This window comes from Micromonospora sp. NPDC004704 (assembly GCF_053601675.1).
The window spans coordinates 15,551-28,493 of the sequence record NZ_JBSGCD010000055.1 but is presented as its reverse complement, the minus strand read 5'-3'; the positions used below and the strand labels follow the sequence as shown (position 1 = coordinate 28,493).

3 protein-coding genes and 1 pseudogene are annotated in these 12,943 nt (G+C 65.9%); 1 reads left to right on the top strand and 3 read right to left on the bottom strand.

The window, feature by feature from the left end; translation table 11 throughout:
- Positions 1-78: 78 nt before the first annotated feature.
- From ACWEFB_RS36475 to ACWEFB_RS36465, 3 genes and pseudogenes are all read right to left on the bottom strand, one after another.
- Positions 79-423: pseudogene (locus ACWEFB_RS36475) on the bottom strand (IS110 family transposase); the annotation flags it as partial.
- A gap of 234 nt (positions 424-657) precedes the next feature.
- Positions 658-1,182 (bottom strand): alpha/beta hydrolase, encoded by a 525-nt coding sequence (locus ACWEFB_RS36470; protein WP_452292812.1) that lies wholly within the window; start codon positions 1,180-1,182, stop codon positions 658-660.
- Positions 1,183-1,309: 127 nt separating this feature from the next.
- Positions 1,310-5,926, bottom strand: a complete 4,617-nt coding sequence (locus ACWEFB_RS36465; protein WP_452292811.1) for a LamG-like jellyroll fold domain-containing protein — start codon at positions 5,924-5,926, stop codon at positions 1,310-1,312.
- A gap of 25 nt (positions 5,927-5,951) precedes the next feature.
- Here ACWEFB_RS36465 and ACWEFB_RS36460 point away from each other — a divergent pair, with 25 nt between their 5' ends.
- A complete protein-coding gene (locus ACWEFB_RS36460; RefSeq protein WP_452292810.1) occupies positions 5,952-12,881 on the top strand; it encodes a polymorphic toxin-type HINT domain-containing protein in 6,930 nt (2,309 codons plus the stop codon).
- The last annotated feature ends 62 nt before the right edge of the window (positions 12,882-12,943 follow it).

Sequence of the window (12,943 nt, the reverse complement as noted above, 5' to 3'; positions counted from 1 at the left end):
CGGCCCGAACATCAACCGCACCACCTACCAAGCCACCATCGAGATCAACATCCTCACCTTGACCCCAACCACCCAGCCTTAACTGAACGGCGTTGGATCTAGCGCCGCCCCAGCGGGTATCAGATCATGCAGGAGCGCGTGGAGCCGGTTGAGTAGCCGGACGCGTTCACGGGCCACGTCGTCGCGGCGTTCCGACAACAGCCGCAGTCGGGTGTGATCGTTTTCGGCGACGACGTGGCGGAGCTTCTTGTGACGTATGGCTGCGTGCGCGACGCTGGCGGCGTCCGCGGCGTCGTTCTTGCGGCTGCCGCCGGTGTCCAGCAGTCGCGCGCGGGCGGCAAGGGTTGCCGGCACGTCGAGGACGTCCTCGCCGGCTGCGGCCAGCAGCTGGGCGATGCCGCGACCGAGACCGGCGGCGCCTTCGACAGCGAAGCGGCGTTGGGCCTACTCCTACGCCTGCACGCCGAGACCGCGTGCCGGCGCGGCGGCGCCCCTCGGCCTCCGGCTCGGCGACCTCGACGTTGACCGGTGCCTGGTCCGGCTGTGAAAGGCCGGAGTGCTGCGGTGGCAACCCAACCAGCGCCAGCGTGCGCGCAAGTGACATAGCCAGCGCCGACGGGCCCGGCTCGGTCATCGAGGGCTTCTCGTCTTGCGGGGTCACAGATGCTTGTCGAGGAATGACCGGATGAACGGCACGACGTCGTCCAGCGCGCTCTCGAAGAGGAAGTGGCCGCCGTCGAGGATGTGGACCTCGGCGTCCGGCAGGTCGGTGGCGAAGGCGAGTGCGCCGGCGGGTCCGAAGATCGGATCGCCCCTTCCCCAAACCGCGAGCAGTGGCACCTGACGCTGGCGGACGTACGTGTGCACATGGGGGTGCAACGGCGGGTTGGTGGCGTAGTCCAGGAACAGCGCGAGCTGTACCAGGTCGTTGCCGGACCGCGACAGCAGGTTGTGGTCATGCGTCCACGTGTTGGGGTCCACCAGGGTTTCGTCGCCCACGCCCGTGAGGTACTGCCAGCGGGTCAGTTCCAGTGTGAGCGTCTCCCGTACGCCGGACTCGGTTCGGGGGTTCTGTTCTAGCCAGTAGTCGCGCAGGGTTGTGAAGAACTCCGGCTGAAGGCCGTCGTCGTACGCGTTGCCGTTCTGGCTGATGATCGCACTCACCGCGTCCGGGGTCCGCAGGGCGAGCTCGCGCGACTACAACGCTGCGCCCGGTCCCCGGACTGGGCGAGGATCGCTACCAGTTCTGGACCTGGCACTCGATGACGGTCCGGGCCGCTGGGCGGTGATGCCCAGCGGCCCGGTGTTGTTACTTGTCGTTCATGATTGCTTCGATTTGTTTGGTGTCGAGGATCGCTCCGGAGTAGATGCGTACGTCGTCGATTGCTCCGGGGAAGTAGCCACCGAGGACGTCGAGGTACTTGTAGCTGCCGATGTTGATGGGGCCTGTTGCCTGGATAGGTGGACTGCTGATCGTGGCGGCGGCTGCGAGTTTGCCGTCGACGAAGAGGATCATTTGTGAGGTTCCCGGGTCCCAGGTGGCGCAGAGGTGGGTCCAGGTGTTGACGCTGACGGTGGTGGGGGCTTCGACGGCGCTGTAGCCGCTGTCGCTGAAGGCGGTGACGAATTGCCATCGGTTGGTGGGGCTGGTGCGGATCCAGAAGCCGCTGCTTCGGGTGGCTTGTTGGCTGAGTACGGCTCGGTAGGCGAGGCCGGCGACGTTGTCGATTTTCGCCCAGGCGCAGGCGGTGTAGCCGGTGAGGGTGTCGACGCTTCTGGCGGCGCTGGCGTAGCTGGTGGTGCCGTTGAGGGTGATGGCCTGGCCGTATTTGCCGGTGGTTCCGGTGGTGGTGCTGTTGAGGGTGAGGTTGCGGTTGTTGCCCGAGCTGTCGGTCGTGGCGCCGGTGGGGTTGTCGAATTTCCACTGTCCGGCGAGCGCTGTGTCGCGGGCGAGTTGGCCGATTTCGGGTGAGGTGAGGGCGAGGTCGTAGACCCGTACGTCGTCGATGTCTCCGGCGACCCAGTCTCCGCTTGCCTGCCCCGAGGTGGCGTTGCCGATCTGGAATGCCCTTGTGGCGTTCCAGGCGGACGGCTGGCTGCTTGATCCGCGCAGTGCGCCGTTGATGTAGAGCTTGAGCTGGTTCGCGTCGGCGTCGTAGACGCCGACGAGGTGGGTCCAGACTCCGAGGCGCGGTGGAGCGAAGTCACGTGCTGCGTAGTAGTTGACGGATCCTGTGGTGTCTGCCGACGCGGCGATGATTGTCCATGCGTTCATGGGCTTGTTGTATTGGAGGTAGAAGCCGGATCGATGAGTGCCGGTCTGGCTGATGAAGGTGCGGTACGCGGTGGTGTTGTCGAGCTTGACCCAGGCGGCCACGGTGTAGCTGCGGCTGGTGTCGATGACCGGCCGTCCGGTGGTGACGTAGTCGTTGGTTCCGTCGAAGTGGAGTGCCTTGTCACCGATGACGTGTCCGTTGGTGTTCCAGGTCGGGCCGGCGACGCTTGCCGGGTAGTTGCCGTACGCGTCGGCGAGGGTGGTGCCGCTGCCGTCGTCGAAGCGCCAGTGCGCGGTGCCGGTTCGGGTGGTGGTTGCGGTGGCGTTGCCCTTCTTGGTTACCTGCCCGAACGAGGTGCCGTTGTGGGGGAACGTCCACAGCTCGCGGTTGCCGGCCTCGCAGCAGTCGACGATGGCGGCGAGGTCGTTGTCGCCGTCGTTGTCGAAGTCGCCGGTGGTGACCTGGATGGTGCGTCGCCAGTCCCAGCCGTCGACGCTGTCGACATCGCTGTCCCACCACGTCGCCGGGCCGGCGAAGGTCGAGCCGTTTGCCGTCAGGACCTTGATGGTGGTCTTGGCGCCGTGGTTGTAGAGCGCCACGAGGTCGGTGGCGCCGGTGCCGTTGACGTTGATCGCGGTGTATTTGGCCGCGTTTCCCGTGAACGTGGTCGGGTCGGTGTCGGTGTCGCTGTCCCACCAGCTGGTGCCGGCGCTGAAGCCGGTCCCGTTCGAGGCGTGTACGCGCACGGTGGTGCGGGCGCCGGTGGTGTCCTGAGCGACGGCTAGATCGGCCTTTCCATCGCCGGTGAAGTCGCCGGCGACGGTTTTGGTGTTGATCCAGGTGTAGGTGCCGGGGCTTTGGGTGTACCAGGGGGTGCCGGAGGTGGTGAATGCGGTTCCGGTGGAGGGGTACACGTAGGCTCGCCATCCGCCGGCGCGGTCGTCGACGACCGCTGCGGCGTCGTCGATACCATCGCCGGTGAAGTCGTCGGCGAAGACCCGTGCATCACCGAGTAGCCATGTGCCGACGTCGACGCTAGCCCAGTCCGTCTGGTACTGGTTGGTGTCGGAGCGGAGGTTGAACAGGCGGACGTGACCGTCGGGGTCCTGCCGGAACACGGCGATATCGGTGCGGCCGTCGTTGTCGAAGTCTCCGCCGGCGGTTTGGATCCTGTCGATGGCGTGGCCGCCGTTGACACCACTGTCCCAGGCGATGGTGGCGGGGTGGAAGCCACCACCGGAGGACATCATCGTCCAGGCCGCGGTGCGCCCGTTGCCCATGTCGAGCACGGTGGCGACGTCTGCCTTGCCGTCTCCATTGATGTCATTGTGCTTGTCGGCGACGGTCGCGGTGCCGCCCGCTGCGAGGGTGCGGGGCCCGGTTACCTCGAGCCGTTCGTTTCCGGCCTTGTCGACGGCTTTCATCCACAGGTCGGCGATGGCGGTGCCGGGAAAGTCGGGGTCTCCCCACAGTGTGATCGGGATGGTGGCCTTGCCGGTGGCGTCGGCCGGTGCCCAGAGCTTGACGTTGTCGTCGAAGCCGTAGCGGTAGCCGGCGATGTCGATGTCGCCGGCGGCTGGGCTGATCGTGACGGTGCCCACGGAACCGGCGTTGACGCTCTCACTGCCGGCGGGGTAGTCGGTTGAGGTGATCGTCGGCTGCCCGGGGTCATTGCCGTCAACGAGGAAGTAACACCGCGCCGTGAAGGAGCCGAAGGCGCCGCCGGTGTCCTTGGCCCGGGCCTGGTAGTAGTAGACCGTCTCGTTGCTGACCAGAACGCCGTCCGGGACGGTGGGCCAGGTGACCACACCGCCGGCGGGGATGGTGGCGGAGGCGGCCGGTCCGTGGACCAGCACGTCGCCGGACGCTCTTCTGATCTCCAGGTAGGCGGTGAGGTTGTTCGCGTCGGCGTCCGACAGCCCGGCGGTGAAGGTGGGATTCTTCATGCTTTCCGACAGCCGGGTCGGATTGGTCGAACTCCCGCAGGGGATCGGCGGGTAAGTGGTCAGCTCGGTGGGGACGGCTGGTGCGGTGTTCCATTCGACGGTGAGTTTGGCGGTACCGGGGTGGAATTTCTTCCACTGCTGGTTCGTGCCCTCGTTCGGCGCACGGAGTCCGAAGGTGATCTGGCTGCTGGTGCCAGCGGCAGCAGTCGAGACGGCGTTGGTGAGCGCGGTGCTCGCGAAACCCATCGGCATGTCCGGCTCGCCGCAGGACGATTCGTTGGCGTGTCCGGAGGCGCTGGCGAGATTGCTTCGCCACTTGTTGGTGTCGGTGACGGAGTTTTTCCAGGTGACCGCGCCCGAGCGGCTGATGTTGTCGGTGAGGTACAGGTCGACCGGGGTGTTGGTGCTGCACTGGTACGAGTGGTCGAGGGTGATGCCGAAGGTGGCACTTGTGATGATCTTGCCGCGGATGTTTCCGATGCCGAACAGGAAGTAGGACCGGTACGTCACGCCGCTTGCGGCGCCGACCTTGGCACCGTCGTCGCGGTCGTAGTTCCAGTACGACTGGGTCGGAAATTCCTTGGCGATGTGGGTCCAGTCCGAGGGCCCGATGGGGGTGGAGTTCGGGTCCAGGAAGAGCGGCCAGTTGACCTGCGGGTTGTCGAGGATGTCCCGGTCGGGGATGACCGTTATCGCGGTGGGTGTGAGTACCACATCCATCGGGCCCACGAGCCGAGACTGGGGGTCACTGTCGATGGGTCCGTTGCCCTCGATCCGCTCGATCCGGCTCAACGTCGGCTCGCTCGGGGTGTCCCACATCAGCGGCGGGTCGGTGGCGAACACTGCCGCGCCTGTCGAGTCTAGGGCGTTGATACCGCCGTCTGTCCGGGTAGACAGTGTCAGACCGTCGGTCCGGACCCCGAAGGTGATGGCGTGCAGCGCCGGGTTGTCGGCGGCGGTGGGACTCTTGACGACGAGCTGCTCGCGGTAGCCGCCCATCGGCTCTGCGGTGACTTGCAGGTCCACCTCGGGCAGGACGTTGGGGTAGGTGGCCGTGTTGCCCTGCAGGCTAGGTGCCGGCAGGGGGGTCGGCCAGGTCAGCGACAGGTTCTTGTCATCCTTGCCGACGGTGAGCAGTGGCCCGCTGCCTCCGCCGGAGATCGTCAGGCTGCCGGGGGTCGCCGTAGGGCTGATGCTGCCGTCAGCGTTCATCCGGAGTGTGGCATCGATGTCGACCCAGTCGCCGGCCCGCTGGACGTGAATCGGATGGGCGAAGCTCTCGGTCGAGAACGAACCCGAGGGATTCGCGAGTAGCCGGCTGTCCTCGGTCCTGCGTTGCGTTACCTCGACGGGCTGGCCAGCGCGCGCCGCCTCGGCTGAGGCATCGGCAAGGATCGTGATCTCATCCCGCATGTCCTCCGTAGAGGCCGTGGCGTCGGGCGCCGCCTCGGCGGGCCCAGGCGGCACCGGACCGGCGACGAGGACGCCGGCGGCCAGGACCAGCGCTGCGCTGGTGAGGGAGACCCGCCGTCGAAAGTGTGGTGAACCTCTGGACGCGTCTTGGAAAACGAACACGACGGGGCCTCCCCGTGAAGATCCGAAACTTGGACAGCGGATCGTATGGGGCTGGATGCGTACCGTCAAGATCTTGAATGCCTGCTGAAGATCCTCCACGATGATGGCCCGCGACTCCGTCTCGGTCACCCAGCTCGTCTCCAGTGGAGGATCCATGCCCGTTCGGCTCAGACGCCGGTCTGCCCGCTGGTCGGTCCGCCACTGGTTGCCGGCGCGTCTGCGCCGGGCACAGGTACTGGCCGTGATGCTGGCGGCCGCCCTGACGGCGAATGCCTTGATGGTCCCCCCGGCGGTCGCGGCCGAGACGCCTCCGTCGTGGGCGGCGCCGAAGGAACCGTCGATCCCGGGCACGAAAATGGGAATGCGACCTTCGACGCCCGACCGCGCCGAACAGGCCGCCGTACGCGGTCCACGCAAGGTCGAATGGCCCGCAGCCACCGTGGCCGAGGTCGACCTCGCGCCAGCGGCGACCGGCGCTCGCACGATGCCGTCGGGTCGGGTGCGGGCGGGCGATTCGCCTATCACCCTCGGTGCCCCGGCCAATCGGGAAGCAGCCCTGCGTACCAGCGCCAACGGCCCGAGCCGGGTGGGTGTGCAGGTACTTGACCGTGGCGCAACAGCCAAGGCCAAGGTCGACGGCGTCCTTGTACGCCTACGCTCCGCCGATGCCGCGCGTTCGGCCGGACGCATCTCCGTCCAGGTCGACTACCGCTCGTTCGGGCACGCCTTCGGAGGCGACTGGGCCGCCCGACTCCACATGGTCGCGCTGCCAGAATGCGCCCTGATCACCCCCGACCACGCGGCCTGCCAGGGTCGCCCGCTGCCGAGCACCAACAACACCAGCAGCGCGACCCTCGCCGCCGACGTTGATCTCACCTCGACCGCACCGACCGTCCTGGCGATCATGGCCGCCGACTCCGGCGCCTCCGGCTCGTACTCGGCCACCCCACTCGCCAGTGCCTCCACGTGGTCGCACGGTGGATCATCAGGCGACTTCAACTGGTCATACCCGCTGCGCGTGCCGCCGGGCGTGAACGGCCCCACCCCTCAAATCAGCCTCTCGTACTCCTCCGGCTCGGTAGACGGGCGCACCGTATCGACCAACAACCAGCCCTCGTGGCTGGGCGAGGGGTTCGAATTCTGGCCAGGGCTCGTCGAGCGGAAGTACAAGCCGTGCGCCCTCGACACCGACCAACAGAACAACCAGTTGCCGAACAACACCACTCGCCCCACCGGCGACCAGTGCTGGGGCACGAACAACGGCACCATCTCGCTCAACGGCAAGGCAGGCGAACTGGTCCCCGTCGACGCCCAGGGCACCACGTGGCGGATGAAAAACGATGACGGCACCCGGATCCAGCGCCTGCTCGACACCGGCCGCGGCAACGGCGACGCCGACGGCGAGTACTGGGTAGCGACGACGCCCGACGGCACCCGCTACTACTTCGGCTACAACCGGCTACCTGGCTACACCGGCGCCTCCGGTCAGGAAACCACCGACTCCGCCTGGACCGTCCCCGTCTACGGCAACCACCCGAACGAGCCCGGCTACACGACCGGAAACTTCGCCGCATCGGAACGTAACCAGGCATGGCGCTGGAACCTCGACTACGTGGTCGACATCCACGGCAACACCATGTCGTACTTCTACGGCACCGAAACCAACCGCTACGCCCGCAACGGCGACGTCAACTCAGCCGCCGCCTACACCCGCGGCGGCTACCTGAAGCGCATCGACTACGGCCAGCGCGATAATCAGGTCTACTCGGCCAAGCCGGTCGCCCAGGTCGAATTCGAAGCGCTCGACCGATGCGCGCCCAACACCGCCTGCGACTTCGCCCACCCCAACAGCTGGCCGGACACCCCCGTCGACCAGAACTGCACAGCCGCCCCGTGCAACGGCCACTTCTCACCGACGTTCTGGACCCAAAAACGGCTAGCAAAGATCACCACAAAGGTCCGTGAGGGCGCCTCCGCATTCCGGCTCGTCGACACCTGGACCCTGTCCCACCTGTTCGCCGACCCCGGCGACTTCACCCGAGCCGGCCTCTGGCTCGACCGCATCTCCCACACCGGCCACGTCGCACCCGCCGGACAAGAGATCACTCTCCCCGACGTCAAGTTCACCGGCGAGCCGTACAACAACCGGGTTGACGCCGCGACAGCCGACTACGTCGCACCACACAACTGGTGGCGCGTGACCGCGGTCCAGGACGAGAACGGCGGCAAGATCGCCGTCGTCTACGAAAATCCCGACTGCGTGGCCTCGGGCGGCATGCCGGCCAGCCCGGAAACCAACACCAGGCGCTGCCAACCGGTGCGCTGGTCGCCGGACCCGTCCCTGCCCGAGCGACTCGACTGGTTCCACAAGTACGTCGTCCGCTCGGTAAGCCAGTCCGACGAACTGGCCGGCACCGTACCTGTCGAAACCCATTACCAGTACCTCGACGGCGCGGCCTGGCACTACGACGAGGTCGACGGCCTCACCCCCGCCGAGGAAAAAACGTGGGGACAGTGGCGCGGCTACGGCAGAGTCAAGACCCGCACCGGTAACCCCACCGACGGACAACTCGTCACCGAGACCCGCTACTTCCGCGGCATGGACGGCGACCGCAACGGCACCGGCGGCCAGAAGAACGTGTGGGTGGCCGACTCCCGCGGCGCCGGTTTCGAATGGGAAGACCACGAACGACTCGCGGGCACCGTACGAGAAAACATCACCTGGCTCGTCGACGACACCACCATGCTGTCCCGCACCATCACCGACCCATGGATCTCCCCAGCCACCGCCACCTCCACCAAGCCATGGGGAACGACCCGTTCCTTCCTGCTCGACACCGCCGCGTCGCTGACCCGAGCAGCAGTCGAGGGTGGGTGGCGAGACAGTTCAACGACGAAGACGATCGAAGCTGACGGCACCGTCACCTCGATCAACTCCAAACCACAGGCCGGCAAGCCCGAGTTCGACCGATGCACCCGCTACGAGTACGTGTCGAACACCACCGCTCACCTCATCGACCTACCCAAACGCGTAGAGACCGTCACCAAGGCCTGCGAGACCCCGCCGAGCCGCCCCGCCGACGTGATCTCCGACGCGCTCAGCTACTACGACGGCATCGAGACACACGGCGCTCAGCCCACGGAAGGCCAGGTCACCCGGGTCGACGAGTTCGACGGCTGGAACGCGGCCCAGTCCCACGCGATCTACCGAACCGTCTCCAGGGCCACCTACGACGACCTCCACGGCCGGATGACCGCATCCACCGACGCCAAGGGCGGTGTGACCGAGACCGAATACACCCCCGAGTCCGGCGGACCGGTCACGGCGGTGAAGACCATCAACCCACTCCTGCACCACACGCAGGCGTTCCTCGATCCCGCCTTCGGGGCCCAGATCGGCTCCGTAGACGCGAACGGACTCCGCACCGACCTCAAACTCGACGCCCTCGGCCGGCTGAGCAAGGTCTGGTCACCGGGCCGGACCATGGGGACGCACAACCCCGACGCCGAGTTCAGCTACCTCATCCGGGCCGACGGACCAGACGTGATCACCACCAAACGCCTCCAGCCCGACGGCGGATACCAGACCAAGTACGAGCTCTACGACGGCCTCGCCCGACTACGACAAACTCAGGTGCCCGCTCCGGGCGGTGGCCGGGCAATCTCGGACATGATCCACGACTCCCGAGGACTGCTCGTCAAGCGTCGCGGCCCCTACTACAACGCCGCCGCCCCCGCCTTCGAAGTCATGGCCATCTCCGACGACGCCGTCGCGTCCCAGGTGCGGACCGTCTACGACACCGCGGGTCGCGCGACAAACGAGATCACCATTGCCAACGGCGCCGAAAGGTGGCGTACCACCACTACCTACACCGGCCTCAACCGGATCGACGTCGATCCACCGGCCGGCGGCACCGCCTCCACCACGATCACCGATGCCCGTGGCGCCACCACCACTTTGCGCCAATACAAGGGCCCGTCACCGACCGGGGCGTACGACGAAACCCGATACACCTACACCAACAAGGGCCAACTCGCCACCGTTACCGACGCGGCCCAGAACGGTGGCAACACCTGGCAGTACTTCTACGACATGCTCGGCCGACTCGACCGCACTGAGGACCCCGACCGCGGCACCACCACCATCACCTACACGCCGTACGGGGAAAAGAAGACCGTCACCAACGAAGCAGGCGACACGCTTGCGTACGTCTACGACATCCTCGGACGTACCACCTCCCTGCGCGACGACGACGTCACCGGCACGATGCGCGCCGGGTGGGTGTACGACACCATCCACAAGGGCATGCCCACCTCCTCGACCCGGTACGTCGGCAGCGACCAGTGGACCAACCGGGTCGTCGACTACGACGACACCACCGGCCGCCCCATCGGCAGTGAAGTGGTCGTCCCCGCCAGCGAGGGCAGCCTGGCCGGCACTTACCGCTTCGACGCGACCTACTTGCCCGACGGCAGTCCGGCCACAGTGAAGATGCCGGCCGCGGGCGGGCTTGCCGAGGAGACCCTGACGTATGGCTACAACGCCTTCGGCCTGCCGACGACGCTGACCGGTACGACCTCTTCGGGCACTCGGACGTACGTCAACACCACTACCTACACCTCGTTTGCCGAACTATCGGTCGTCGGCCGCACCACCAGTGACGCGAAGTGGGTCAAGCAGGAGTTCTTCTACGAGCCTGGGACCCGCCGCCTACAGGGCGGCCGTGTCAGCACCCGTACCGCCGGCGCCACCGCCTTCCTCAGCAACACCGCCTACAGTTACGACGACGCCGGCAACCTCCAGAAGATCTCCGACACACCGGTCAGCGGCGCGGCCGACCATCAGTGCTTCGACTACGACTACCTCAACCGCCTCAACCAGGCATGGACGCCCGGCAACGGCGACTGCGACGCCACACCCACCACCGCAGCCTTGGGAGGGCCCGCCACCTACTGGACCTCCTGGACCTTCGATGAGGCTGGCAACCGCACGTCCGAAACCAGCCGGGCGACCAGCGGCACCACCACCTCCACCTACACGTACCCGAGCGCAGGGCAACCCCAACCGCACACCCTCACCCAGGTCCAGACCCAGGGCCCTGCCGGTAACAAGACCGTCAACTACGGGTACGACGCGCTCGGCAACACCACCACCCGACCCGGTACCGGGACGGGCACCCAGACCTTGACCTGGGATCCCGAAGGTCGCCTGGCAGCGGTCCAGGAAGGTGCCACGACCAGCACCTACGTCTACGACGCGTCCGGGAACCGGATCAAGCGCAAAGACGGCAACACCACCACCATTTACCTGCCCGGCATGGAACTCACCTCCACCGGCGGTGTCACCAAGACCGCGATCCGCTACTACACCCACGCCGGACAACCCGTCGCCGTACGCACCAACGACAACAAACTCACCTGGCTCATCGCCGACCACCACGGCACCAACTCCCTAACCGTCGACGAAACAACCCAAGCCATCCAGCGCCGCTACAGCACACCCTTCGGTGGCACCCGAGGCACCCAACCCACCGCCTGGCCGGACGACAAGGGCTTCGTCGGCGGCTCCAAGGACAACAGCGGCCTGACACATCTCGGCGCACGCGAGTACGACCCACAGACCGGTCGATTCATCTCCGTCGACCCCATCATCGACCCGGGCGATCCCCAGCAGATGCACGGGTACGCCTACGCGAACAACGCCCCCACAACCCTCACCGACCCCGACGGGCTCAAGCCCGTGTGTAGCGCCGACGGGACCGCCGCGGGCGAGGCCGCATGCAACGGCTCGGGCGGCTCCGCACCCCCCACCGACACCACCACAGGTACGGACACCACCACTCCTGCGCAGCTCGATCAGGTCGTCGAGGACGCCAAAGCTGATAAAGAGCGAGCCGAGGCGGTCAAGAAGAAATCCTTCCTCGACATCATCAAGGAACAGGGCCTCGCTTTCCTCCTCGACTTCTTCGGAATTACCGACATCATCAACTGCTTCACCAAGGGTGACATCGGTGCCTGCGTCAACACGCTGGTCGGCATGATCCCGTGGGGCAAAGTATTTAAAGCTGGGAAATCGCTCTACAAAGGCATAAAACGTGCCTTTGCGTCATATAAATCCTGGCAGAACGCAATTCGCCTCGCCGACGACGCCATCGCCCGTGCGGACGAAGCCATCGCCCTTGCCCAACAAAAGGCCACCGAACTCCGCGAGGCACTCGCCAAAATCGAGACTGCCGCCGGTGAGCTCTGTGAGAACAACAGCTTCGTGCCCGGCACGCGGGTACTTATGGCTGATGGGACCGGCAAACCCATCGAAGAGGTTCGCGTCGGTGACGAAGTCGCTGCTACCGATCCCGAAACTGGGAACAGTGGTACGCGAACCGTGACCAAAGAAATCGTCGGCGCCGGCAGCAAGAGCCTTGTCAAGATCACCGTAGACACCGATGGTGGGACGGGTGACGCGAGTGCCACCCTCACTGCCACCGACGCCCACCCCATCTGGGTCGCCAACACCACCCGCTGGACCAACGCCGCCGATTTGCAACCGGGCGACGACGTCCTAACCCCAGATGGCGCTCGTGTCAGAGTCATCGACATCGCCGCCTACGGCGCCCTTGCGACCGTATACAACCTCACCGTCGAGGATATTCACACGTACTATGTGGTAGCCGGGGACACACCGGTTCTTGTTCACAACTGTGGGAATGAGATCGGGACCCAGGTCGACCCGTTTGATGGCGGTGACCTCACTAATGCTGTACACAACCAAAGACTTGCCGACGGCGCACGGGGGCGGGGCGGAAACTATGGTGCAGCGCGTCTGGATGACGGTTCCATTATTACCGGAAGGTCAGGCGCGAGGTTGCATGCTGAGGAAGACCTCATCAACCAGGCCGGTGGCAGGAGGATTCTCGATCTCTATACGGAACGGGCGCCTTGCGCCGCGAAGTGCCAAGGCAAGCTCGGCGGGGTTAATGTAACGTGGGCCTTCCCGTGGAACGGCGCAAATGCGGCGGAGTCTGCTGCGATTAGAGCGACGTCGAATCGGGGAATCAAAGACTATATTAGATCTCTAACTGGCTAACGAGGAAGTGAGGAACCCATGCATGCCGCAGACCTGCTGCCATGGCCGCGCTTTGTATTGAG